Annotated in this window: 26 protein-coding genes and 1 other RNA gene; 16 read left to right on the forward strand and 11 right to left on the reverse strand. The window is 46.7% G+C overall.

Annotated features, from left to right (window positions below; translation table 11 throughout):
- Positions 1–139 precede the first annotated feature (139 nt).
- The 3 genes from Q4Q57_RS06180 to aroG all read left to right on the forward strand — a co-directional run bounded on the left by Q4Q57_RS06180 (position 140) and on the right by aroG (position 3230).
- Entirely contained in the window at positions 140–478 is a 339-nt protein-coding gene (locus Q4Q57_RS06180) for a hypothetical protein (protein WP_311890161.1), read from the forward strand.
- Positions 479–604: 126 nt separating this feature from the next.
- A complete protein-coding gene (locus tag Q4Q57_RS06185) occupies positions 605–1798 on the forward strand; it encodes a hypothetical protein (protein ID WP_311890162.1) in 1194 nt (397 codons plus the stop codon).
- Between the two features lie 376 nt (positions 1799–2174).
- Positions 2175–3230, forward strand: a complete 1056-nt coding sequence (gene aroG / locus Q4Q57_RS06190) for a 3-deoxy-7-phosphoheptulonate synthase AroG (protein WP_311890163.1) — start codon at positions 2175–2177, stop codon at positions 3228–3230.
- 103 nt (positions 3231–3333) lie between these two features.
- Here aroG and Q4Q57_RS06195 read toward each other — a convergent pair whose 3' ends face one another.
- Entirely contained in the window at positions 3334–3510 is a 177-nt protein-coding gene (locus Q4Q57_RS06195) for a hypothetical protein (RefSeq protein WP_006080150.1), read from the reverse strand.
- Between the two features lie 483 nt (positions 3511–3993).
- Between Q4Q57_RS06195 and Q4Q57_RS06200 the strand changes: the two genes are divergently transcribed.
- Positions 3994–5790 carry an ABC transporter ATP-binding protein/permease gene (locus Q4Q57_RS06200; protein WP_311890164.1) on the forward strand — a complete coding sequence of 599 codons (1797 nt, stop codon included), beginning with the start codon at positions 3994–3996 and terminating at the stop codon, positions 5788–5790.
- Between the two features lie 80 nt (positions 5791–5870).
- The gene (locus Q4Q57_RS06205; protein WP_006080152.1) at positions 5871–6131 is read left to right on the forward strand and encodes a hypothetical protein; all 261 of its coding nucleotides are present in this window, start codon (positions 5871–5873) and stop codon (positions 6129–6131) included.
- 156 nt (positions 6132–6287) lie between these two features.
- On the opposite strand, the gene Q4Q57_RS06210 is transcribed toward Q4Q57_RS06205, so the two are convergent.
- The 3 genes from Q4Q57_RS06210 to Q4Q57_RS06220 form a co-directional block, all read right to left on the reverse strand.
- Positions 6288–6497, reverse strand: a complete 210-nt coding sequence (locus Q4Q57_RS06210) for a hypothetical protein (protein WP_006084154.1) — start codon at positions 6495–6497, stop codon at positions 6288–6290.
- Positions 6498–6648: 151 nt separating this feature from the next.
- Positions 6649–8139 (reverse strand): FMN-binding glutamate synthase family protein, encoded by a 1491-nt coding sequence (locus tag Q4Q57_RS06215; RefSeq protein ID WP_311890165.1) that lies wholly within the window; start codon positions 8137–8139, stop codon positions 6649–6651.
- Positions 8140–8150: 11 nt separating this feature from the next.
- Positions 8151–8768 carry a histidine phosphatase family protein gene (locus Q4Q57_RS06220; RefSeq protein ID WP_311890166.1) on the reverse strand — a complete coding sequence of 206 codons (618 nt, stop codon included), beginning with the start codon at positions 8766–8768 and terminating at the stop codon, positions 8151–8153.
- 225 nt (positions 8769–8993) lie between these two features.
- Here Q4Q57_RS06220 and Q4Q57_RS06225 point away from each other — a divergent pair, with 225 nt between their 5' ends.
- The 3 genes from Q4Q57_RS06225 to Q4Q57_RS06235 all read left to right on the forward strand — a co-directional run bounded on the left by Q4Q57_RS06225 (position 8994) and on the right by Q4Q57_RS06235 (position 11162).
- A complete protein-coding gene (locus Q4Q57_RS06225) occupies positions 8994–9620 on the forward strand; it encodes a DUF5610 domain-containing protein (protein WP_311890167.1) in 627 nt (208 codons plus the stop codon).
- Between the two features lie 112 nt (positions 9621–9732).
- Complete coding sequence (locus Q4Q57_RS06230; protein WP_220591139.1) at positions 9733–10482, forward strand: ferredoxin--NADP reductase; 750 nt, start codon at positions 9733–9735, stop codon at positions 10480–10482.
- An 83-nt stretch (positions 10483–10565) separates the two neighbouring features.
- Complete coding sequence (locus Q4Q57_RS06235; protein WP_311890168.1) at positions 10566–11162, forward strand: glutathione S-transferase N-terminal domain-containing protein; 597 nt, start codon at positions 10566–10568, stop codon at positions 11160–11162.
- Between the two features lie 14 nt (positions 11163–11176).
- On the opposite strand, the gene Q4Q57_RS06240 is transcribed toward Q4Q57_RS06235, so the two are convergent.
- Positions 11177–11599 (reverse strand): hypothetical protein, encoded by a 423-nt coding sequence (locus Q4Q57_RS06240; protein WP_014620586.1) that lies wholly within the window; start codon positions 11597–11599, stop codon positions 11177–11179.
- A gap of 219 nt (positions 11600–11818) precedes the next feature.
- On the opposite strand from Q4Q57_RS06240, the gene Q4Q57_RS06245 reads away from it, so the two are divergent.
- From Q4Q57_RS06245 to Q4Q57_RS06265, 5 genes are all read left to right on the forward strand, one after another.
- Complete coding sequence (locus Q4Q57_RS06245; protein WP_311890169.1) at positions 11819–12826, forward strand: Fe(3+) ABC transporter substrate-binding protein; 1008 nt, start codon at positions 11819–11821, stop codon at positions 12824–12826.
- A gap of 83 nt (positions 12827–12909) precedes the next feature.
- Positions 12910–14541 (forward strand): iron ABC transporter permease, encoded by a 1632-nt coding sequence (locus tag Q4Q57_RS06250; protein WP_311890170.1) that lies wholly within the window; start codon positions 12910–12912, stop codon positions 14539–14541.
- Positions 14541–15590 (forward strand): ABC transporter ATP-binding protein, encoded by a 1050-nt coding sequence (locus Q4Q57_RS06255; RefSeq protein WP_311890171.1) that lies wholly within the window; start codon positions 14541–14543, stop codon positions 15588–15590. Before Q4Q57_RS06250 ends, Q4Q57_RS06255 begins: the two co-directional genes overlap by 1 nt.
- Positions 15591–15767: 177 nt before the next feature.
- Positions 15768–17480 (forward strand): gamma-glutamyltransferase, encoded by a 1713-nt coding sequence (ggt, locus tag Q4Q57_RS06260; RefSeq protein ID WP_311890172.1) that lies wholly within the window; start codon positions 15768–15770, stop codon positions 17478–17480.
- A gap of 246 nt (positions 17481–17726) precedes the next feature.
- Positions 17727–18662, forward strand: coding sequence for a Dyp-type peroxidase (locus tag Q4Q57_RS06265; protein ID WP_071939933.1), 936 nt, complete (start codon positions 17727–17729; stop codon positions 18660–18662).
- A 71-nt stretch (positions 18663–18733) separates the two neighbouring features.
- On the opposite strand, the gene Q4Q57_RS06270 is transcribed toward Q4Q57_RS06265, so the two are convergent.
- Positions 18734–19636: a LysR family transcriptional regulator gene (locus Q4Q57_RS06270; RefSeq protein ID WP_006080171.1), complete on the reverse strand. Its 903-nt coding sequence runs from the start codon at positions 19634–19636 to the stop codon at positions 18734–18736.
- 106 nt (positions 19637–19742) lie between these two features.
- Here Q4Q57_RS06270 and Q4Q57_RS06275 point away from each other — a divergent pair, with 106 nt between their 5' ends.
- Positions 19743–20375 carry an NAD(P)-dependent oxidoreductase gene (locus Q4Q57_RS06275; protein WP_311890173.1) on the forward strand — a complete coding sequence of 211 codons (633 nt, stop codon included), beginning with the start codon at positions 19743–19745 and terminating at the stop codon, positions 20373–20375.
- Between the two features lie 140 nt (positions 20376–20515).
- Here Q4Q57_RS06275 and argR read toward each other — a convergent pair whose 3' ends face one another.
- A complete protein-coding gene (gene argR, locus Q4Q57_RS06280) occupies positions 20516–20986 on the reverse strand; it encodes a transcriptional regulator ArgR (RefSeq protein WP_006080175.1) in 471 nt (156 codons plus the stop codon).
- Between the two features lie 294 nt (positions 20987–21280).
- Between argR and mdh the strand changes: the two genes are divergently transcribed.
- Positions 21281–22216, forward strand: a complete 936-nt coding sequence (gene mdh / locus Q4Q57_RS06285; protein WP_006080176.1) for a malate dehydrogenase — start codon at positions 21281–21283, stop codon at positions 22214–22216.
- A gap of 95 nt (positions 22217–22311) precedes the next feature.
- On the opposite strand, the gene Q4Q57_RS06290 is transcribed toward mdh, so the two are convergent.
- Positions 22312–22710, reverse strand: coding sequence for a DUF393 domain-containing protein (locus Q4Q57_RS06290; RefSeq protein WP_311890174.1), 399 nt, complete (start codon positions 22708–22710; stop codon positions 22312–22314).
- 271 nt (positions 22711–22981) lie between these two features.
- Here Q4Q57_RS06290 and folM point away from each other — a divergent pair, with 271 nt between their 5' ends.
- On the forward strand, positions 22982–23728 hold the full coding sequence (gene folM, locus Q4Q57_RS06295) for a dihydromonapterin reductase (RefSeq protein WP_311890175.1): 747 nt from the start codon (positions 22982–22984) through the stop codon (positions 23726–23728).
- Between the two features lie 31 nt (positions 23729–23759).
- Here the strand turns inward: folM and Q4Q57_RS06300 are convergent, their stop codons facing one another.
- From Q4Q57_RS06300 to Q4Q57_RS06310, 3 genes are all read right to left on the reverse strand, one after another.
- Positions 23760–24467 (reverse strand): 5-formyltetrahydrofolate cyclo-ligase, encoded by a 708-nt coding sequence (locus tag Q4Q57_RS06300; protein ID WP_311890176.1) that lies wholly within the window; start codon positions 24465–24467, stop codon positions 23760–23762.
- Positions 24468–24475: 8 nt separating this feature from the next.
- Positions 24476–24656, reverse strand: a non-coding RNA gene (gene ssrS / locus Q4Q57_RS06305) — 6S RNA.
- A gap of 117 nt (positions 24657–24773) precedes the next feature.
- Positions 24774–25076: a cell division protein ZapA gene (locus Q4Q57_RS06310; protein ID WP_006080182.1), complete on the reverse strand. Its 303-nt coding sequence runs from the start codon at positions 25074–25076 to the stop codon at positions 24774–24776.
- Positions 25077–25269: the final 193 nt, after the last annotated feature.

Raw genomic sequence — 25269 nt, forward strand, 5'->3', positions numbered from 1 at the left:
CTGCTTTTTTTATGGATCATCGCAATGGTTGAAGCTCAATTAGTTTAAGGGGGAAGGCATAAGTCGGTTGCCGAGTATTACTGTTACCTTGCAGCATTATTTACCTACACCATTTATCGCACGAATAAAGGAGTGAACTATGAGTTTAAATGCCACAGCTGTCGGTCAATTTACGCGACTCAGTCTTATCGTCATTTCTGGCTTGATATCAGTATCTACCTTAGCAGGAGAAGTCATCGTTAACCGCTCGAGTGAGTCAGTCGATGCCTTTGCTGTGCGCGATCAAGTGCTCAAGGATTTTGAGTGGCAGGAGTCGCTGCGTCGTCAGCAGCAGATCCAAATTCTGCAGGCTTTACCCTTAGGTTGTATTACTGTGATGAAGCCCTATCGCTATTTCACCTGTGGGGAACATAACTATCGGCCATACAATTACCAGCAGCGCGAGTTATACATAGAGGTTGATCGACCTTCGCAGTAGCTAACTTGCTAAATCACTTACAGTTATTTTTTAACGATACGATTGTCATTTTTTGTAACCATTTTATGTCGTCTTTTTCGCCATTTGTAATAAGCTCAAATAGGAGCTAATGGTGTGGGAGGACATATGTCGAAACTATTCCGAGCCGTATACCTGAGTGCCATCATGGGCACTGCACTCAGTCAGTTGTTTGCCTGTAGCTCGACGACCATCGAGCCTGATCCGTCTGATCTTGAATCGCTACTTGCCGATTCACTGTTTACCCCTGTTGCCGATATTCCTTCCGTTGCGGATATTTTTTATCTGCCGCCTGAGGTGGTAACAGATGTAAAGCGTAGCTATGACAAATATACTTTTTCCCATAATAACGCCATGTTAGCCAACGAATGGTTAGCCAGTTATATCAATGCCAGCCAAACCAATAGTGCTAAAATTGATTTTCGCTACCAAGATAACCTGACCCAAATTGCCCGTGAAACCTACGCCCAAAGGGCAGGGAATTGCATGTCCTTAGTGGTCATGACTTCTGCGTTGGCGGATATATTGAATGTGGGCGCTGAGTATCAAGATATCGCTATTGAACCCGTATGGGACAAGCAAGGGGATTTCTATTTAATCAATGGTCATGTGAACTTACGCTTACTTCCGCCCGAGAATTTACATTCAGTCTATGTGTCATCCGCAGCAATCTTAGTGGACTTCATGCCCGAGCGCGCCCTACGAGGGTATGGTAAGACCCGAGTGAATAAGCAAACCTTGATCAGCATGTTTTACAATAACATGGCGGCAGAGTCTTTAGTGAATGGCGATTTAGATAGGGCCTATGCCCTCATCAAAGCGGGTTTAAATGTCGGCCAGTTTGTCCCCTCACTCAATACGCTCGCCATTATTTATCGGCATAAAGGGGATGAGAAACGGGCCGAACAAGTGTATCGCTATGCGCTTAAGTTTGAGGCGAAAAATTTAACCACGCTTTATAACTTAGCTTTGATTTTAGGGGATCAGGGCAGGCTTGATGAATGGGCTGAAATCAATAAAGTGCTTGAATTAGCAAGGATACGTAATCCTTATTATTACTATGATATGGCGCAGCAAGCCTTTGAGGAGCATCAATACGATGAGGCTTTGGCTTGGTATCAAAGGGCGTTGGCTAAGGCCGATTATCGGCATGAATTCTTCTTCGGTTTATCAAAAACCTATTGGGCGCTGGGGGACGAAAAGCGTGCCAAACTGAATATGGAAAAAGCGCTGGCTTTGAGTCGCGATGATTCAGAGCGTCATCGTTATCAGAACAAGTTACAAGTCATGCTGCACCATTAGTATTGGCTAGCTCTTTAGCGTCCAGTTCTCTTGCATAGAGAGCTGGCATCAATTGCACTCACTCAAGCGTTTAGTCGTTAACACCTTAGCTGACAGGCATGGATAGCTCACTCGTACTTGCCGCAATCATTCCCCGCTTGCTTTTTATCCGCCATATTCGATTTTGTTCATTAAGGCTGTGAGTTAGCTGGCATATTTGAATTTTGATTTTTTTAAAATATATTAAAACAATAAGTTATATTTGATTTTTTGAAATGGAGACAACTTGGTTGCATTGGCGCTTGAGACTCGATAAATTGAACTCAGTATTGCAGTTGAGATCCCTTATCGCAGCGATAGAAATAGCCTAAAACACCAGAGTTGGAGCAGTAAAATTATGTATTACCAAAATGATGACGTTCGCATTAAAGAAGTAAAAGAGTTACTTCCTCCTATCGCGATTCTAGAACGATTTCCTGCTTCCGAAAAAGCCTCTGCGACTGTGTTTAATGCGCGAAATAGTATCCACAATATTCTGGCTAAATCTGATGATCGCCTCTTAGTGGTGATTGGGCCTTGTTCTATCCACGATCCCAAAGCGGCGTTGGAATATGGTCAACGTCTGGTTGCGCTGCGTGAGCGTTATAAGGATCAACTCGAAATCGTGATGCGAGTGTATTTTGAAAAGCCAAGAACCACAGTGGGTTGGAAGGGGCTTATCAACGATCCTTACATGGATAACAGCTTTAAACTCAACGATGGTTTACGCACTGCGCGTAAGTTATTGGTGGATTTGAACGACAGCGGCATGCCAACCGCGGGTGAGTTTCTTGATATGATCACCCCACAATATATGGCAGATTTAATGTGCTGGGGAGCCATTGGTGCCCGTACTACTGAATCACAAGTGCACAGAGAGTTAGCCTCGGGTCTTTCTTGTCCGGTCGGTTTTAAAAATGGGACCGATGGCACCATTAAAGTCGCTATCGATGCGATAGGTGCTGCCAATGCACCGCACCATTTTTTATCTGTGACTAAGTTGGGTCATTCGGCGATCGTTTCGACGAAAGGGAATCCTGATTGCCACATTATTTTACGTGGCGGCCGCGAGCCTAATTACAGTGCGCCGCATGTCGCTGAAATTAGCCAACAGTTATTAAAAGCTCAGCTTGCCGACAACATCATGATCGACTTTAGCCACGCCAATAGTAGTAAACAGTATCAACGACAGTTAGTGGTGGCTGAGGATGTGGCTGGCCAAGTGGCGACGGGCAATACTGCTATTTTTGGTGTTATGGTAGAAAGCCATTTAGTGGAAGGTCGTCAGGATTTAATTGAAGGTCAAGAGTTGTGTTATGGCCAGAGTATTACCGATGCGTGTATCGGTTGGGATGATACCGAGCGCCTGTTGGCCATTCTTAATCAGAGTATTATCGAACGCCGTCAGGTTTAATTGTCTGCTCGTGCGAACATAAACCGCAACTATACCTGAGTTAGTCGTTAACGTTCGCGGGTAAAGTAAAAACAAAGGCGCTATCCCGGCGCCTTTGTTTTATCTATTTATTGCTTATTTCAACAATGTATTCATTTGCTTTGGCTAAGCTACCAAAGGCGGCAATAAGGTTGTCTCTACCTTTATCTTGTATCTCTGGATTGCCTGATTCGATCATCATCCACACCCAAGTTTGGATCAGTGGTAATGGCGGGTATTGAACTTTAGCGGAATCCAACATAAAGCTTCCTTTGATCTTATTTAATTTGTTTGTCTTAATGTTCTCGCTAGAGCTTGGGCGTATGAATCGCAAAATCTAGCGCGTAGAGGTTAACAAATTCTATCGATTTGTATAACCGCCTCCATGGCATTTTGGGCAAAACTGCAAAAATAATCAACAGCAGTAAGGTTGAGCCAAGCCTTCCCCCATAGCCAACTTGTCTTCTGTTATACGGCGCAGAGGTCAAGTCAAACGCAAGCTATGGGTACTTATGTCAGCACAGAAATCAGTATAAATTCATTTCTTGTGAATATGCCAGTGTAATGCGTAAGTATGACGTTTTAGCTTTTAATAGGATCAGAATAGCAACGGATTGTGTCGTGAATAAGTCTATTTGTCTGTCAGGAAAATCTGATTGATTTTATTCAAGCTTTGCTCGTTTCGTTTAGCTTATGTCTGGTTTGTACTGTTACAATTAGCATAACTAATCCAAGGTTATCTCCTATGCGCCCAACGTTATATTTTGAAGGTCCAGTCGATAAGTTAAACTGGCACGTCATGAAGCTGCTTTGGCCTTACTTATTGGAATACAAAGGCCGTATTGTGCTGGCGATGTCATGCCTCATCATCGCTAAGCTGACCAGCGTGGCTTTGCCTTTTATTCTGAAGCATTTGGTCGACACCTTAGATGCCGATAAAACCGCGCAAGCCCTTAGTGTGCCCGTGGGATTAGTGTTGGCCTATGGTGCGATTCGTTTACTGACGGCTATTACGGGGGAGATCCGCGATACCTTGTTTGGTCGGGTGACTGAGCGGGCGATCCGCCGTTTAGGCTTAGCGGTATTCGACCATTTACACCGACTTGATCTCGATTTTCATCTAGAGCGCAAAACTGGCGGTCTATCCCGTGATATTGAGCGCGGCACCAGTGGCGTGAGTTTCCTCATGCGGTTTATGGTGTTCAACATAGTGCCGACCTTGCTCGAAATTGTCATGGTGATTGGCATTTTCTTCTATAACTACGGCATTGCGTTTGCGGCAATCACCTTTATTGCTGTGTTGGCCTACATCATATTCTCTGTGGTTGCGACTGAATGGCGCACTGAGTACGTACGTGATGCCGCCAAGGCTGACTCTTTATCAAATACGCGGGCGATTGATAGTTTGCTGAACTACGAAACCGTTAAGTATTTCAATAATGAGAAGTATGAGTCGCAGCGCTACGATCAAGCGCTAGAACAGTGGGAAGTCGCTAAACGTAAAAACCGCTTATCTTTGTTTGCGCTTAATGGCGGACAAGCTGTGATTATCGCTCTGGCGATGACAGCTATGATGGCGCTGGCGGCTTACCGAGTCACCTATGGCGATATGACCTTAGGTGATTTTGTGTTGATTAATGCGTTTATGATGCAGCTCTTTTTACCCCTTAACTTTTTAGGTTTCGTGTATCGCGAAATTCGCGGCGCCTTAGCCAATATTGAGCGTATGTTTAGCCTGCTCGATAAACATCCCATGATAGTCGACTCACCCCAAGCGCTCGATTTTCAGCCTACTAAGGGTGAGCTGGTATTTGAAAATGTGAATTTCAGCTACGACGAGCGGCAAATTCTGCGGGACGTGAGTTTTAAGGTCGCTGCCGGTAAAAAGGTTGCTGTAGTGGGCGATAGCGGCGCAGGTAAATCGACACTGATTAAATTGCTGTTTCGATTTTACGATGTGGACCAAGGCGCGATTAAAATCGATGGACAAGATATCCGTCATCTTACGCAAGATGCGTTGCGACGGGCCATAGCTATCGTGCCGCAAGATACAGTGCTGTTTAACGATTCATTAGTTGAGAACATACGTTATGGTCGCCCGGGCGCGACGGATGAAGAGGTGCGCAACGCGATTAAACTGGCGCACTTAGAGCAATTTATTGCATCGCTTGCCCTTGGTTGGGATACAAAGGTGGGTGAGCGCGGCTTAAAACTCTCTGGTGGAGAAAAACAGCGGGTCGCAATAGCGAGGGCCATTTTGAAGGGCTCACCCGTGCTGGTATTTGATGAGGCGACATCCTCGCTCGATAGTCGCTCCGAGCAAGCGATTTTGTCGGCACTGCGGGAAGTTGCTAAAGGGCACACTAGCCTTGTGGTGGCTCATAGATTATCTACTATTGTCGATGCTGACCAAATCGTCGTCTTGAGCCAAGGTGAAATTGTTGAGCAAGGCAATCACCAAACTTTACTGTTGGCAGATGGTCTATATGCCAAATTATGGCGAATACAAAATGAGCAACAACATACTCCTCTGAGCAGTTAATAGCGCAATACAGTTCAGTCTTTATTCAGCTTTGGCTCTCTATACTCAAATGCCAACACATCAATCGGAAGAGATCTGGCATGGAAAATATTGCACTGAGAGTTAACATTGAAGGCAAAGAAGAAAAAGTCGCCACTGATTGGGATGCCATCATGGCGACATTGAAAAAACGTGGTGTTGATTATGATTCGCTGCAACGTATTCATGCTGAATTGAATGCGGGTCTACTGGTGACGACTCGGTGCCTTACTTTGGCTAAGGTCAATCCAGAGATGGTACTTGCGGGTGTGATCCGCGATATGAACGTGCCGACAAGTGATTATATGATGAGCATGCGCTAGAGATCATAGACCATACGCTAGAAAATGCGTTAGAAAGCACGCGTTAGATGAGAATGTGGGAGGATAGAGGTGAGCTTCTATTCTCGATGCTCAAGGAAGAGTTATTTGCTCTAGAGCTACTCTAGATAAATGCGACTCTCGATAAATATTACCGAATTAAGCTACGCCGTTTAGCTTGCCAGCTTTCCAACCTTCGCATAAAAGATTCAATTTAGGCGCTGACTCATCGATCAAGGTGAGTCGAATGATCTGTCCTTCACGAAAACACACAAGCTCGCCTTCGATCTCAGTCAGGCGATTACAGCTCTTACAGCTCGTGCTTACAGTTTTACTGGCGGGCAGTTGGCTTACGAAGCTAGATTTCAAAGTGTTTCCTTAAGTTCAATTGTGGGTAAGGTATTTGAATAACGCCTCACCTCACGGATCTTACCTCTTTTGTGATACGCATTCAAATATACCTTATGTAAAACTCATATAGACAAAAGTTGTACTGGCTAATCACCGCAAGGGTTTGCGGCTATTTATCCATGTGCGAATAGAATTTGTCGAGTGAGATAGATAAACCGCTATCGAGCACAATTCGTACATGTGAAGGCTTAAGTTGTCTTGGCTCTGTCACACCGCAAGAGTGCGCGATTAGCCCTAAGTCATGGTGTAAATTATGATTATAGTTAGCGACCCGCGTCGATTTATCCCTAGGATTTAGCCCTTGTTGAAGTTTTGGATTGTGCGTAGTGATACCCGTTGGACAGGTATCTTTATTACATTGCAAGGCTTGAATACAGCCGAGGGCGAACATGTTGCCACGGGCCGATGCGATAAAGTCAGCACCTAATGCCAAAGCCCAAGCGACTCTAGATGGGACGATAAGTTTGCCCGAGGCGATGACTTTGATACGTTTACGCAAGCCTCGTTGGATCAAGATATTGACTAGGATAGGTAAGCTTTCTTTCAGCGGTAATCCGACATAATCCATTAACGGTTGCGGCGCTGCGCCCGTGCCGCCATCGGCGCTGTCTAAGGTGAAAAAGTCGGGGGCTGAGTCTTCGCCGCGGCGTTCAATTTCATCACATAAATCTTCCAGCCATTGTACATCACCGAGTACGGCTTTAATGCCAGTAGGTTTACCTGTAACTTCACGTACTCGTTCGACCATATCCAAAATGTCGTTCACTGACTTAAATTCGATATGGCCATTGGGGCTGATTGAGTCGTGTCCCTCAGGAATGCCGCGAATATGGGCAATTTCAGCATTCACTTTAATACCGGGTAAAATGCCACCTTTGCCTGGTTTTGCCCCTTGGCTCATTTTGATTTCGAACATTTTGACTTCTGGATGAATCGCTATCGCTTTCAGTTTTTCATCATCTAAATGCCCTTGTTCATTGCGAACGCCGTATTTGGCCGTTCCAATTTGAAAGACGAGATCGCAACCGCCTTTGAGATGATAAGGACTCAAGCCACCTTCACCCGTATTAAGCCAGCAACCCGCCTGCGCTGCGCCATGGGAAAGGGCGGTGATAGCTGGGCGCGATAGGGCGCCAAAACTCATGGCTGAAATATGGCAAATGGCTTGAGTGGTATAAGGTTGACGACAGTGAGTGCCAATCGTCAGCGGATGAATAGGAGTAATATCTTCATCTTGGGTCGGGAAGGCGGTATTCATAAACATGATAGTACCGGCAGTATCCAAGGGGCGAGTCGAACCAAAGGCTATGGTTCTATCAACATTTTTAGCGGCGCGGTAAACCCAGCTGCGTTCAGCACGGTTGAAGGGCAATTCTTCCCTGTCTTGGGCGAAAAAGTATTGCCTGAAAAACTCACCTTGTTTTTCGAACAGATATCGAAAACGACCAATCACGGGATAGTTATGCCTTACTGCTTGTTTAGTCTGCATTTTATCTGCGATATACATGTAAATAACGGCGAGTACTGCGAAGCCGATGACGATCAAAAATAGTCCTGAAAATAGATCGAGTCCCCACATAAACCAATTGAGTTCACTCATGTCATTTATCCTTATTCTTGTCCGTAACGGGTGGCGATCAAGCTCGCGGGTTGGCCATCATTGAGAGAGAGCAAAAACAGCTGGCTGTAGTCCTCTTCGCCGATTGTTTGGACCTCAGGTCCACCAAGGGCTTTGATGATTAATGGCACTGTGTTTGAATGACCAGCGATGAGCGTATTACCTCGTACCGCATGCACTTGTTCGACAATCAGCTGAATATGTTCTTCGATAGGTTTGGCTGCCTCGACTATCGTCACGGGCAAATGGCGAGCCTCGGCGATAGGCGCGAGTGTTTGCTGGGTTCGCAGGTATTGAGTCGCGATGAGTTGCGACAATGGCGTGCGGTTCAAGGCGGTGATCAGTGACGTTGCGCGCATTTCCCCCTTGGGCGATAACTGTGGGTCATTGGCTGGCGTGTCGGCTTTTTCGGCATGTCTGACTAAAATAATCAGCCTGTTTTCAGCATGGGCTTGGCTAATCGGGGCGAGGCTGAGGCAAGTTAAGATAATAAGACCGGTGAGCAAACTAAGGCGTTTGATATTGATGCTCGTATAGTGCTCAATAGTGCACTTAAGCATTTGTGTAAACACGTGAAAGCGGAAATGACTCAAATTGCGGCCTGCTGCCATGGTGTAACATCCTTTTCTATTGGCTTATCTCTAAGCTCGACGATAGTAATGATCTGCATGCGGGTGGATGGCGCTTTATGCACTTTATACAGAATAAACCCACTCAATTTATGCGGGCCTTATCATGACCTTGTGGTCACGATGGTACTTCAATTCTAAAAATTACTAAAGCTGGTTAAATTTTGGTCGATAATAAAGTCGACCCGAATTGAATGGATAGTCATCATGGAAATCAATAAACCCTCTCAAGTGCAAAGTACCCCTTTGCCGCAGAAAAAATATGCTGAAAATACGGCGCCTAAGGGTACCGAAGTGAGTGATTCGAAGGACGCGAAAACCACCGAAGTGACCTCGAAACAAACCGCGCAGCAAACGAGTAAGCAGCTGATGAATCAAGCGATTTTATCGGCACAGCAAGATGTGAATATCAAGTCAGGCGATCAGTCTATGGCTTTGCTTTATCGCGCTGCGATAGAGTCAATTAATAAAGAGTTAGCACCCACTATGGGCGAGAACGCGATTCAAACCGCTTACGATAATGGTGTTGATACTTCTCCAGAGGCTACAGCCGATCGTATCGTGAGTTTTGCGACGCAATTCTTTAGCATTCACCAGCAACAAAATTCGGGTATGAGCTTAGATGAGCAACTCGATAGTTTTATGGGGATTATTGGTGGTGCCATTGACAACGGTTTTAAAGAAGCGAAAGACATTCTGTCTGGCCTTAAAGTGTTGCAGGGGGATATTGCCGATGGTGTCGATAAAACCTATGGTTTAGTGCAAGAGGGACTACAGGCCTTTAGAGATAGTTTTAACAAGAAGACAGATGAGACACAATCGAGTGCCACTTAATGCTTTATTGTTTTCGGTTCTATCATCATAAGCCCCTTACATAAGGGGTTTTTGTTATGCGGAAAAAAGTCTATGCTGGAAGCCTATTTAACGTTTCGCTTGAGGGTAAGCTATGTGGACTAGGGGACAAGTTATAGAACGTATTGATTGGAGCGATAAGTTATTTTCATTGCGCATCGCCGCCGAGTTAGCCCCATTTATTCCTGGCCAGTTTATCAAGTTAAGTCAAATGCAAGATGATAAGCGTGTTGCCAGAGCATACTCCTTAGTCAATTCTCCCGACAAACCCTATGCCGAAGTGCTCGCAGTCGCGGTAGAGGACGGCCTGTTATCGCCGCAATTGCAAAACCTTGGCATAGGCGATGAAATTGAAATTACCTCAACCGCGACTGGTTTTATGACCTTAGCGGAAATTCCTAAGGGTGAACTCCAAGGCAAGCACTTATGGTTTTTGGCTACAGGTACTGCAGTAGGACCATTTTTGTCTATGCTCGATACCCATGAGCCTTGGGAGCGTTTCGAAAAAGTCGTACTTGTGTATGGCGTGCGCGAGGCGCAGGATTTGGCGTATCTTGATAAGCTGCGTGAGTTAGAGCGCACATACCCAGCACAGTTTACATTAGTCTTGAGTGTGACCCGTGAACCCTTTGCCGATGCGTTGCAGTGTCGTATACCCGAGGGCCTGGTCTCGGGTGAGATTGAAAAAAAGGCAGGAGTAACTTTAAGCGCTGCTGATTCCCAAGTTATGATTTGTGGCAATCCCGGAATGATCAATGGCGCGCAAAGCGCCTTACTCGATAAGGGATTAGTGAAGAATTTACGTCGTGCTCCCGGACAAATTACCGTAGAGAAATATTGGTGATCCCATTTTATAGGCGGTGAGAGCAAACTGTTCTCACCCCTTAATAGCCTTAGCGTTTAGTGCAAATAAAAGGAAATTTTTTGATGAAGTTGTTAAGTTCTCAAGCTTCACCCTATGCCCGTTGTGTTAGAGCCTTAATCCAGTATTTAGGGATTAACAATATCGAAGAGCTGCTAGTCAATCCCTTTGAAAACAGCGCTGAATTACTCGATGCTAACCCGTTAGGACAGATCCCTTGTCTTATCACTAACGATGGCGTGGCACTATTCGATAGCGAAGTGATTATGCGTTACCTAGATGCTGAGCTTGGCGATCGTAAGATGTTTGGCATCTCAAGTAATAACTGGGTGTTGGAGTGTCAGTATTCCTTGATAAAAGGCTTAATCGATAGCGCGGTAAAATTGCGCCAAGAGCAGATGCGTGAAGATGAAGGTGTGAGATCGGCTTTTTGGACGGCCCGTTTTGAACAAGCATTGCTGCGTGGACTTATGCAGGTTGAGCTGCAAACCGTGATCACCCAAGCCACGATTCAGGCACCGCAATTAGCCTTGATTTGCTTGCTTGATTATGTGGACTTTAGACATCCAGAGTTAGATTGGCGCAAGGTTGCCCCTGCGACGGCACTTTGGTTTAGTGAGATGCGTGATCTACCCGCATTTATTCAAACACGTCCCCAGTAACTGGATGAAGATGCTCAGCCGTCGGTTGCGCGTCTTCCCTTTGGTCTGTCACGGCGGTTTTGTTCTCCAAAAGCGCCGAATAAATCCCGCGTGACCCCGTATTCGACTCTGCGATCATTCCCTATTTGGCGTCTATCTTCATGGTGTTGATAGCGGCATTGGCAGTGGGTCATAGTGCATTCTTCCATCGGGATTTCCGGTGCATCCTTCGATAAAAAACGTTTTCCAGAGAATGTTTCAACCTGTTTACAGCAACTGCCGTCATTCACTATGCTTACGCTGTGAAAATGATGGGCTTGTGATGCATGCGGCTTAGTCCCGTCGGCGTGTTGATTGACAGCTTTCGCATAGTGTTTATGCCGCTTGTGGCCAGTGTTGAGTTTAAATAAGCCAAATAGCGCCACTGCGACTACGCCTAGCAGCAAAACAGTTAACATAACGCCTCCTAAAAGCATTTTAAGCAAATTAAGGTTCAGTTTAGTTTGATTTGAGATAATCACCAGTTTTGAGTTTAAACTCATTAAAAACAAAAATTTAAATAGACTATTGCCCTCCACTTATCTATCTATTACTCTTGCGCAACTGATAAGCATTATCATTAATGCAGCCATGTTCACACTCGCTGAACACGTCATCACTTTGGGGAGAAATCGGTAATGAAATGGGTAACTTGCGCAGCAGTCGTTGGGTTAATGTCGGTTGGGCATTCGGCGAATGCTGATGATAAATTAACAGTTTATTCTTATCGCCAAGCCTTCTTGGTGGAGCCTATCCTGACGCGTTTCACCGAAGAAACCGGCATAGGTGTGAATTTGGTTTTTGCAAAAGACGGCATTGCCGAGCGTCTCGCCCGTGAAGGTCGTTTATCCCCAGCAGATCTGGTGCTGACCTCTGATTTCTCACGTCTGGTTGAATTAGTCGATAAAGATCTGACTTCACCGGTTAAAAATACCCAACTCGAAAGCAATATTCCTGCTCAGTATCGCGACCCCGATGGCGAGTGGTATGCCCTGACTATGCGAGTGCGAAATCTCTACACGGCGAAAGATCGTTTAGGGCCGCAGCAAATTACCTATGAAGAACTCGCCGATCCTAAATACAAAGGCAAAATCTGTACCCGCAGCGGTAAGCATCCATACAACATAGCGTTAGTGGCATCTATGATTGCCCACCACGGCGAAGCTGAGGCGAAAACTTGGCTGGCAGGCGTGAAGAGTAACTTAGCGCGCAAGCCACAGGGTAACGATAGAGCCCAAGTGAAAGCGGTAAAAGAAGGCTTATGTGATATCGCCATCGGCAACAGCTATTATTACGGCAACATGATGCAAGACCCAGAGCAAAAAAGCTGGGCTGAAGCGGTGACGATTAACTTCCCGAACCAAGCCGATCGCGGTGCCCATGTGAACGTGTCTGGTATGGTATTAACCCGTCATGCACCGAATAAAGCCAATGCGATTAAATTGATGGAATTCTTATCCGCCGATGTGGCTCAAAAGGCTTATGCTGATGTGAATATGGAATATCCAGTGAAAGCCGATGTGGTACCTTCAACCTTAGTGGCTTCATGGGGCGAGTTTAAGTCGGATCAATTGCCTATTTTCAAACTGGCCGAATATCACCAAGCGGCGGTTAAGTTATTAGATGAAGTGCAGTTTGATCTCTAGCATTTTGCTTTAAGTGCGAGTGACAAATTGCAGATTAGGTTATCAGCGCCATTGATTGGTGCTGTGACTTTTTAAGGATTGACATGATTTTAGGATTAGCCAGAAGCTGGTCGCTTGCTGGTTATGCGGTCGCCACCATACTGGTATTGCCACTGATTGCGCTGATATTGCAGGCTTTGCAGCCTGACGAAGCCGTGTTTGGCCACCTGATGGCAACGGTTCTGCCGACTTATATCATCAACAGTTTATTGTTGATCTTTTGGGTGAGTTTGGGCGCGTTATTACTCGCGTTACCTTGTGCTTGGTTGATGGCTCGCTGTGAATTTGTCGGCAGGCGTTATTTGCAATGGGCACTATTATTGCCCCTCGCTATGCCGGGGTACATTGTTGCCTACGTTTACACCGATTTGCTCGATTATGCGGGGCCAGTGCAGCGTAGCTTGAGATCGATATTTGGCTGGAGTTCACCGCAGGATTATTTCTTCCCCGATATTCGCACCTTAGGCGGCGCGGCGTGCATGTTGTCGCTGGTGTTATTTCCCTATATTTATCTCTTGGCGCGTACCGCGTTTATGGAGCAATCCTTAAGTTTGGCCCATGCTTCACGCATTATGGGCTGTTCACCCTGGCAGAGTTTTTGGCGGCTTTCTTTGCCTATGGCAAGGCCTGCACTCGCGGTTGGCGTGGCTTTGGTGGCGATGGAAACCGCCGCCGATTTTGCGACGGTTAACTATTTTGCCGTGCCAACCTTAACCACGGCCGTATACGACACTTGGTTGGGTTATGGCAATCTGACCGCCGCTGCTAAGTTGTCGGCGATTATCTTGCTGGTGGTGTTTAGCCTGATTGGATTTGAGCGTTTCGCCCGCCGCAAACAGCAGTTATTCCAAAAGCAATCGCGCATCCAAGCCAGTGATTTGTATCGACTCTCGACAGTGCAAACCGCAGTTGCACTGAGCTTTTGTGCCACTCTGCTGCTATTAGCCTTTTTGTTTCCCTTTGGGATTCTATTGTCCTATGCCATTGGTTATTTTGAACAAAGCTGGGATGAGAGCTTTTGGCAGTTAAGCCTTAACAGTCTCAGCCTTGCGCTGATCACTAGCTTAATTTGTTGCTTAATCGCTTTGCTGCTCATGTTTGTACGCCGGATAAGCCCAAGACCCAGTGATGCCTTGCCCTCACGTTTAGCCTCGACGGGTTATGCCTTGCCCGGCACTGTGCTCGCTATCGGCGTATTAGTGCCGCTCACTATGCTCGATTTTGCGATTAATGATCTGGCGGATCTGCTTGGTTTAGACGGCCCAGGACTTATCCTGACGGGCAGCGTAGTAGCGTTGATTTTTGCCTTTTGCGTACGTTTTGTGGCAATTGCTATCGGCAGCGTTGAAAGCAGCTATAAACGCATCTCGCCATCGCTAGATATGGTGAGTCTGACTATGGGCCAAGGCCCACGGCAGTTGCTGCAAAGAGTGCATTTACCTCTACTTGGTAAGGGATTGTTTACGGGCGCGTTATTGGTGTTTATCGAAAGCATGAAGGAACTGCCTGCGGCATTATTACTGCGACCTATCGGCTTTGAAAACCTCGCAACCTATGTTTTCCAGTTTGTGTCCGATGAAAAACTTGAGCACGGCGCCTTAGCCGCGATTGTGATTGTGCTGGTGGGCTTAGTACCGCTGATTTATTTAAACCGTTCATTGGAGCACCACAGCTGATGACAAACACGCTCAAGCTTATGCAAGTTCATAGTGATTATCAGGGCCAGCAAGTACTCAAGGGTTTGAGTTTGACCCTCGGCCAAGGGGAAATCCTTGCGCTATTAGGTCCCAGCGGTTGCGGCAAGACCACACTGTTGCGTGCGGTTGCGGGCTTACAGGCGATTAGCCAAGGTGAAATCCAGATCAATGGCCGCGTAGTGAGTGGCGATAGCCAGTTTGTGCCTAGCGAACAGCGCGGAATCGGCATGATTTTCCAAGACTATGCGCTTTTCCCCCATTTAACTGTGGCGGAGAATATCCTTTTTGGCGTGGCTAAATTGTCGGCCGCCGAGCGCCAGGCACGGTTGGATGACATGCTAACCTTAGTCAAACTCGAAGGCTTAGCTCAGCGTTATCCCCATGAGTTATCTGGCGGTCAGCAGCAGCGCGTCTCGATTGCGCGGGCACTTGCCTATGAGCCGCAGTTATTACTGCTCGATGAGCCTTTTTCTAATATCGATGCCCAAGTGCGCTATGAGATGATGGCGGAAATTCGCAGTATTTTAAAACAGCGTAATGTCAGCGCGGTATTTGTTACCCACAGTAAGGATGAAGCCTTTGTATTTGCTGATACTTTGGCGATTTTTAATCAAGGCATTATAGTGCAGTATGGCAGCGCCGAAGCCTTATACGCCGCGCCCAATAGCCGTTATGTGGCGGACTTTTTAGGTAGCGGTAATTACTTACCCGCCGCAGTGCTCGATGGACACAGGGTTGCCACTCCAATCGGCCACTTAATCAGCCTCACACCATTAGGGTTGCCGAGCGAGTTCAGCGGTACGGTATTCTTGCGCCCGCAGCAATTGACGCTCAGCGCCGATGAGCAAGGTGTGGGCACGATCACAGAGCGGCGTTTCTTAGGCGCTTTTTGTCATTACTGGGTCAAAATTGAAGCCGCTTCCCATGCATATTATGTCGAAGTGCGAAGCCAAATGATGCAGCTCACTATCGGCCAAAAAGTCGGGGTAACGACAGAGCCGCACTCGCTGGTGCTATTTGAATCTTAGGCATATTAATATTGTGCAGAGCAAATCTAAGCGGTCAGGTATTTATGCCACGGCGATAAGCTATCACCAACGAAAGTACGACATTTTTGCTTACGTTTAACTTGGGCCTATGCGGTATTGGTTGGTGATATTTTCGACCATCCTTGTTACCTTAATTTCTCCAGAGTGGGAGGAATTATGATAAAAACAATAAAATCAATTTGTACCTTAGTGACAGTGGCGACGGCAATATCGTCTTCAGGAGTGATGGCCATGGATAGGATCACGGGTAAAGCCTTTGCGACGCGCTCAGAAGTGTATGCCACCCATGGAATGGCGGCGACCAGTCAGCCACTCGCCACGCAAGTCGCTATTGATATACTCAAGCAGGGCGGCAGTGCGGTCGATGCGGCGATTGCCGCCAATGCCATGCTAGGCTTAGTCGAACCAACGGGTTCGGGTGTTGGTGGTGACTTATTTGCCATCGTCTGGAGCGCGAAAGATCAACGCCTCTATGGCATTAACGCTTCGGGTCGCAGTCCAAAATCCTTAAGTTTAGAAAAGCTTAAATCCCTCGGCTTAGACTATTTACCGCCGCTTGGACCCTTGCCTGTTTCTGTGCCCGGCGCTGTGGATGGCTGGTATGAACTGCATAATAAGTTCGGCAAATTAGCGATGGCAGATAATCTTGCGCCCGCAATCCATTACGCCCGTGATGGTTTCCCTGTGTCCGAACTCATCGCCTATTACCTTGAGGGGAGTGGTAAAAAACTCGCTAAATTCCCCGGTTTTAAAGAAACCTATATGCCCAATGGCAAGATGCCAGCGGTGGGCGAAATCTTTAAAAACCCAGCGCTTGCTTATACCTATGAGAAGATTGCCAAGGGCGGCCGCGATGCTTTCTATAAAGGCGATATCGCCAAAAGTATCGATAAGTACATGAAATCTCAAGGTGGTTATTTAAGTTATGATGACTTAGCGAGCCATACTAGCGAATGGATAGATCCCGTTTCGGTGAACTACCGTGGTTACGATGTATGGGAACTGCCGCCCAATGGTCAAGGTATTGCAGCGCTGCAAATCCTAAAAACTATGGAACCCTTTAATGTGGCTGCTATGGGCTTTAATAGCCCCGAATATGTGCATTTATTTGTCGAAGCGAAAAAACTCGCCTTTGCCGACAGAGCTAAGTTCTATGCCGACATGGCCTTTAATAAAGTGCCGGTTAACGAGTTGATTTCGAAACAATACAATTATGATCGCGCTAAGTTAATCGATCCCAATAAAGCGGCCAAGAGTGTTGATGCGGGTAATCCAGCGTTGCAACATGGCGATACTGTGTACCTGACCACCGCCGACAAAGACGGCAACATGGTGTCACTCATTCAAAGTAACTACCGTGGTATGGGTTCAGGAATGACGCCGCCGGATCTCGGTTTTGTGCTGCAAGACCGTGGGCAAATGTTTGATTTAACTGAGGGGCGTTTTAATACCTACGCACCGGGCAAGCGTCCATTCCATACTATCATTCCCGCTTTTGTGACCAAAGACGGTAAACCTTGGCTTAGCTTTGGGGTGATGGGCGGCGCGACTCAACCACAAATGCACGCGCAGATTGTAATAAACCTGATTGATTTTAAAATGAACTTGCAAGAAGCGGGCGATGCCCCCAGAATTTTGCATATGGGTTCAACCGAGCCCACCGGCGAAGTGATGAATGATGGCGGCTATGTCAGTCTGGAATCGGGCTTCCCTGTGGAAACACGCCGCGAGCTTATCAAGAAAGGTCATGTGCTGCGTGACGGCCTTGGCGATTTTGGCGGCTATCAAGCTATTGGATTTAATGCTGAAACGGGCGTGTATCGTGCGGCTTCTGAGAGTCGTAAAGATGGTCATGCCGCGGGTTATTAACTTCAGCGCCACGCTAAGGTAAGCTTGAGGCAGAGTAAGCTCTGCTTCATTTATTCGATTAAACTGATTGACGAGACTTTTACAGTCTCGTCAATTTTTATATTTAGAGATCTTGGGCGCGATAACGCAGCGTAATGAGCATTATCATGATAAACCAGAACAAACTGTGCGTTAGTTAATGTCATTTTCAGGTAAAGTTGCGGATAATATTGCCGAAAATGAATTTAGAAAAAGGGTGATAACCAAATGGATATACAAAATATGCCGCGTGAACAGTTGGGTGTGTGTGCAGAGGGGAACTTACACAGTGTCTATTTGATGTTTAATGCCAATGACAATGTAGAGTCACAATTACGTCCCTGTCTTGCCAACGTTGCGCAGTATATTTATGAGCTGACAGATCAGTATTCTGACAGTGCATTCAATGGTTTTGTAGGGATTGGCGCTAACTATTGGGATAGCCTCTATCCTAATGCGCGTCCTGAAATGCTTAAGCCTTTCCCTGCGATGCAAGTCGGCAGCCGTGAAGCACCGGCCATTGAATATGATTTGTTCGTGCATATCCGCTGCGATCGTTACGATATTCTGCATTTAGTCGCTAATGAAATCAGCCAAATGTTTGAAGACTTAGTGGAACTAGTCGATGAAGAACGTGGCTTTCGATTTATGGATAGCCGCGATTTAACCGGCTTTGTCGATGGCACCGAAAACCCTAAGGGGCGTCACCGTCAGGAAGTCGCTCTGGTTGGCGATGAAGATCCTGAGTTTAGGGGCGGCAGCTATATTCACGTGCAAAAGTATGCCCATAACCTGAGTAAATGGCATAGATTACCGGTTAAAAAACAAGAAGATATTATCGGCCGAACTAAGCAAGATAATATCGAGTATGAGTCAGAAGATAAGCCACTGACTAGCCATATCAAGCGGGTGAATCTTAAAGATGAGAACGGTCAGTCGATGGAAATCCTGCGCCAGAGCATGCCTTATGGTTCGCTGAAGGAGCAGGGATTGATGTTTATCTCTAACTGCCGTACGCCGGAGCATTTTGAAAAGATGCTGCATAGCATGATGTTTGGTGATGGCGAAGGTAACCATGATCATTTGATGCATTTTACTAAGGCGATGACAGGCTCATCCTTCTTTGCCCCCGCATTGGATTTTATGCTGCAATTCGACGAATAAGCTTTCGATATCTGCGCAGATTCAGCATCAATTAAACGCACTTACGCTAACGGCTAAGTGCGTTTTTTATGCTAATGCGCAGGGAGCCATTTTTTGATATCGAGTTGCCATTGCTGGGCAGTGAAATCGATAAAGGCGCGCACCAGATTTTGCTGATAACTGCGGGACAAGTACACAGCCCACAGGGTTTGACCTGGCGTCGTAAAGTCGGGTAACACTTCTTTGAGCTGGCCGCTGGCAAGGTATTGATTAGCTAAGTCGCAGGGCAAGCGCACTATGCCATGTCCTCGCAGCGCCGCACTGACCAATACGCCCATGTCGTTAGCTTTAAGATTGCCGGTGACTTTTACATGCTCGGCTTGCAGCTCTTTCAGGAAAGGCCAATTTTGTTGCGCCGAGTGTATCAGGCAGTTGTGAGCCAGTAGATCTATGGGCTCGACAAGTGGTGTGTTGCTATCAAGGTAACTCGGCGCAGCGCAGATCACGGCATCTATGGTCATTAAACGGCGGGCAATCAAATTCTCATCGGGCTGCTCGGTGTAGCGCAGCGCCACATCGACTCGCTCATCCACCAATTGGGCAAAACTGTCTGACATCACCAGCTGAATGCTGACCTTAGGGTGAATTTTAATAAAGCGGTCGACGACATCAAACAGACTGTGCTGTCCAAGGCCAATCGGTGTGGCGATACGAATACTGCCCACCAGTTCACTGTTATGGCTGTGGGCACGGCTTTCCATGGCGGCTACTTCACTTAAGATCCGCTGGCAAAATTGCAGCGCTTCTTCGCCTTGCAAGGTCAGGCTGACGCTGCGGGTGGTACGGTGTAGTAAGCGTAAACTCAACCACTGCTCTACTTCTTGAATATGGCGGGACACCTGTAGGCGGCTGAGGTCTAAATGCTCGGCAGCTTTGGTAAAGCTGCCACAGTTTGCCACTTCGACGAAACTGCGTATTGCGGCAATTTTATCCACATTAGTACCTCAAACTGAAACAATCATGCTCATTTATTGATGTTTATCACGGGAAACACTGCAAGTAAACTGGCTTCAATGTAAATCATCAGAGAGAGTTAACGAAATGAAAATCGCAATTTTAGGTGCAACAGGTTGGATTGGTGGTGCAATTTTAAAAGAAGCATTGAGCCGTGGGCACCAAGTAACAGCGCTAGTGCGTGATCCGAGTAAGTTATCCGCTACTGATGTGGCTGTGCATGCTGTGGATTTAGAGCAGCCATTAGTTGCGCAAACCTTTGCTGGCGTAGATGTTGTCATTGCCTCTGTTGGTGGCCGCGCACAACAAAATCATGGCCTAGTGGCGAGTACAGTTCAGCATTTACTGAATGTGCTGCCTAATGCTAAGGTGCCACGTTTATTGTGGGTTGGTGGTGCAGGGAGCTTAGAAGTGGCACCGGGCGTGACTCTGGTTTCTAGCCCCGATTTCCCCGCTGCATATAAAGATGAGGCGTTAGCTCAGGGTGAAGCTTTGCAGGTATTCCGTGCGGCGAAAACTGCAATCAATTGGACCTTTGTGAGCCCAGCCGCTGAGATTTATCCTGGCGAGAGTGAAGGTCCATATCGTCTTGGTGGCGACAGCTTCTTTACCGATGCCAATGGTCGCAGCCGCATTTCTGTTACGGATTACGCTAAAGCCATGTTAGATGAGGCCGAACAGGGCACTCACGCAAATCAGCGCATCAGTGTGGCTTACTGACCTTAGCGTATAAACATCAGTGCGCGAGAGATTGGCTTAAATGTGTAACGTAATCGGGACAATGGCCAAATAATCAGCGCAAGATTGGACAGAAATGCGTACGGATGAAATAGAACAGGTCAGCAAGCTGACCTGTTTTTTTATTCTGCGTAATTGAATAAAGATTTGATGGTTTCTAAGGTATCGGCGATATCTTGGATGCTCGATGGACAAATAAAGATAGTGTCATCACCGGCAATTGTGCCCAAAATGCCTTCTGGTTTACCGATAGAATCCAATAAACGGGCAATCAGCTGCGCAGCACCTGGGCTAGTTCGCACGACAATCATTGCTTGGTTATGATCGACGTCGAGTACCAAATTCTTCAGCGGGCTACCCGCGGTGGGTACGCCTAATTCGGCCGGTAAGCAATACACCATCTCTTGCTTAGCGTTGCGAGTCCGCACTGCGCCGAACTTGCTGAGCATGCGTGATACTTTTGATTGGTTAATATTACCAAAGCCTTCAGCTTGCAAGGCGGTGACGATTTCACTTTGAGAGCCAAAGCGCTCTTCTTTTAAAATCGACTTAAAAATTCTAACAAGGTCATCCTGATTCTTGGTCGTTTGCATAATATTATTATTCGTTATTCAAAAAAACAGGCCCATTTTGAATATTTTTAGAAAAATTGTCAACAAATAACCAGATTGGTTGAATAAAAATTCACTAACCCCCTGTGGTTAAGCGTTTGCTGGGGGCGTAAAAATACCAATTTGAGTAATTGTTCTACATTGCTTCTAACTTATTCCGGAATTCTTTTGTCCCACGACTAAGGGATAATTGAAATTGTTGTGACATTCCAGTAATGTGACGCCAACGTAAATTAGATCCATGTCACACATATCCGAGAAATAACGGAGATAACTATGAAAGTTGCTGTACTTGGTGCTGCTGGTGGTATCGGCCAGGCTCTTGCCCTACTGTTAAAAACTCAACTGCCTGCGGGTTCACATTTGTCTCTATATGATATCGCACCGGTTACTCCGGGTGTTGCGGTTGACTTGAGCCACATCCCGACTGCTGTTGAAATCAAAGGTTTTGCTGGTGAAGATCCAACGCCTGCCCTAGTGGGTGCTGACGTTGTTCTAATTTCTGCTGGTGTTGCGCGTAAGCCTGGTATGGATCGTTCAGATCTGTTCAATATCAATGCTGGTATCGTTCGCAACCTGATCGAAAAAGTAGCGGCAACTTGCCCTACGGCTTTGGTTGGCATTATCACTAACCCAGTCAACACTACTGTCGCTATCGCTGCAGAAGTGATGAAGAAAGCGGGTGTTTACGATAAGAACCGTCTGTTCGGTATCACGACATTAGACGTGATCCGTTCTGAAACCTTCATCGCCGAATTAAAAGGCCTGAACGTTGCTGACGTTAAAGTCAATGTGATCGGCGGCCACAGCGGCGTGACCATTCTGCCATTACTGTCTCAAGTTGAAGGCGCGACTTTCACTGATGAAGAAGTGGCAAGTCTGACTACTCGCATCCAAAACGCGGGTACAGAAGTGGTTGAAGCTAAAGCCGGTGGCGGTAGCGCGACTCTGTCTATGGGTCAAGCTGCTTGCCGTTTCGGTCTGTCTTTGGTTCGTGGTCTGCAAGGCGAAGCTAACATCGTTGAATGCGCCTATGTTGACGGCGGCAGCGAGCACGCAGAGTTCTTCGCACAACCTGTGCTGTTAGGCAAAAACGGTATTGAAAAAGTACTGCCTTACGGTGAAGTGAGTGCATTCGAAGCTAACGCTCGTGATTCTATGTTAGATACGCTGAAAGGCGATATCAAACTAGGCGTTGATTTCGTTAAATAATCTTTCGGATAATCTTTTTAGATTATGACGAATTAAAAACGGAGCCATTGAGCTCCGTTTTTTTATGCCTGCGTTTTACACTTTCTAAAGCTCATTCAGCGGCGTTTGGTGGGAATTTGGCAGTTATCGTCGCAGCGGGCTTTGCCCGTCAGTAAATAGGAGATGCGGTATCTGTGTTTAGCAAAGCGCAGGTAAGTCCAATCGGCGACAGTTTTTATCACGGGCAGGCGTAACAGTTGGATCCAAGCACGTGTGCCTGTCAGTGCCCACGCTTTACAGGTGACATCTAACCCGAGTAACACTTCGCCCGTTGCGGTTTCACCGTGAAGAATAGTATTGGCGTAGTCTTTATCGATATGGCTGAAACGTTCACTAAAGTCGGGTGCATTTAAATCCTCAAGCGCAATCAAGTTGTTGGGATCGCGTGCTTTCAGTTGACGCATTTCGGCGCTACATAATGGACAGTTACCATCATAAAAAATCCGCAGTTCCATCGGGTCCACCTCTGATGACTTGATCACAATACTTACTCTAAGCTCTTGGCTTGCGCACTTAAGCTTGGTTTTCTTCTAGCCTATACGCAGAATAAAGGGTTTTAGATCGCAGCTGATTTTAAATCAACGCTGATTTTAAATTGAATCCGCGCCTCATTTGGCTTTTTGTTAGGTTAAATTCAAATGAGTACAGTAACATCTTGGTTATTCATCAGCTTACCTTTAAGTGAACAAGGTAAAGCCTGAGCAATGACGAATCAAAAGGATAGGTATGACATCTCCCATCATAATCACAGGCGTGGGTAAACGCATAGGTTACGCCTTAGCCAAACATTTTCTAGCCCAAGGTCAGCAGGTGATTGGTACTTATCGCAGCCATTACGATAGCATTGATGAGCTGAACGCTTTAGGTGCGACTCTGTATCCCTGCGATTTTTATGACGATGCCCAAGTGCAATCCTTAATTGATGAGTTAGCTAAATTGCCGCAAATTCGCGCCATTATTCACAATGCTTCGGACTGGCTGCCTGATCCTGTTCTTACAAAGAATGAGCCTTTAAAGAGTACCACTTTTGCACCGAGCCAAGTGCTGCAGCGGATGATGCAAGTGCATGTGAGCGTGCCCTATCAGTTGAACTTGGCCTTAGAGGCGCAGCTACGTGCCGCTGCTGGCGATGAAATCGGCGGCAGTGATGTGATTCATATTACCGACTACGTGGCAGAGAAGGGCAGTCAGAAGCACATAGCTTACGCCGCCAGTAAAGCCGCGCTGCACAATTTGACGTTATCCTTTGCCGCCAAATTTGCGCCCGAGGTGAAAGTGAATTCGATTGCGCCGGCGATGATCCTATTTAATGTGGGTGATGACGCTGCCTATCAGCAAAAAACCTTAGCCAAAGCGCTGTTGCCGAAAGAGGCGGGAAATGAGGAGATTATCGAACTCGTGGACTACCTGCTTAATAGCCGCTACGTCACAGGTCGTTGCCATAATGTCGACGGCGGTCGCCAGTTAAAATAGTTATTTGATTTTTCGAGCAACAGCTAATGGCTTAAAACGTCAGTACGCGACTTGGGGTGATGATGAATGGCAAAGGCACATCCCAATGCTCGCAGGGTAAACTCACCACTTGCTGGCAGTCGTGGGCGTAACCCATAGGCAAAGGTTTACCTTTAAGCTGCCAGTTTGCCAGCGTCCTATCGTAATAACCGCCGCCCATGCCCATGCGATTCCCCATTAAATCAAACGCCACCAAGGGCGTGATAACCACATCTAGCTCAGTTACTGGGATAATGGCACGCACATCTAACTTAGGTTCTAAGATACCGAATTGATTCGCTTGCATAGGTGTGTCAGCACTGTAATGCAGGAATAACAGTTGCCCAGCATTGAAGGGATGCAACCTTGGCAGATAGGTGTGAATACCCAATTGCCACAGCGCAGCGATCAGCGGCGGCGTGGCGAGTTCGCCATCGTGGGTGAGATAAAGCGCCACATGTTGCGCATTTTGGGCCTGCAATGCATCGAGCATTCGTTGGCAGGCACTTAAGCTTGCTTGGGTTTGCTCGGTTTTTGAAAGGGATTTGCGGGCGGTGCGAATGCTTTTGCGTAACTGATTGCGGCTTTCTTGCGTATGAATGGCGATATTTGCCGCATGGCTGGCGACATCAGTCATTTCACCAACAGCAGCAACCTCTACGGCAAGGTGCGCCGTGTCGCTTTGGGTGTTCAAATGAGAAAGTTTGGAGGATATAGACATAAATTAAGATGCTCCCCAGAATGCCGCTACCGGTGTAGCCCTTGAACCGTAGGTTCAAGGCGGGTAAATGATTACCTCCTAAGGCTTCTCGGTACAAGCCGAGCATGCACAATGTCAGTAAAGCATTCACCCTGAGATAAAAATTATCGGCACAGGGACATTACCAGTTGGCATGCATCCCAGGGAGCAAAACGGTATTGAATCGCTAAAACATTGGTTTATGTTGATAAGCCAGTTTAGCCATTCACTGTGCGTCAGTCGGTTTAACTCAAATGGTGTTAAATCACCAAGGCGCACAGTTTAAATCTATTTAGTTGAACGCTCAACTAAGGCATTTTCGAGGGTCGACTGCAGCAAGCTGATCCTGTCGTCCATCTGTTGCATGTAATGCTTATTTTTTTGCTTTTCTTGGAACAACTCGTGTCCAATATTCAGCGCCGCCATAATGGCAATTTCTTCGCGGCTTAGGCTATTGGTTCGGGTTTTTAACGCTGTGAGTTGTTGTTCAACTCCCAATGCTACCGTACGTAAGGCATCCTCTTGACCTTTCGGGCAAGCGATAGAGTAGGTGCGCCCAAGTAGGGTAATTTCAACAGCACTGTTACTCATGTCGCGGGTGATCCTTTCGTTAGCCTCTTAGGGCGGACTATATAGGGCTGATATTAAAAGTGCAAGGTAAGCCGCAATTGGATTGGTCTTTGACGGCTTTGTTTGCTGTTTGTGTGAGCAGTTGGATAATTTTTTATCAGGGTGTGGCCGATTTCGCCATTATTGGGATTCAGTATTGGTTCAAGTCTTTATC

The sequence above is a fragment of the Shewanella sp. SP2S2-6 genome, from assembly GCF_031931965.1.
GTDB classification, from domain to species: Bacteria; Pseudomonadota; Gammaproteobacteria; order Enterobacterales; family Shewanellaceae; genus Shewanella; species Shewanella baltica.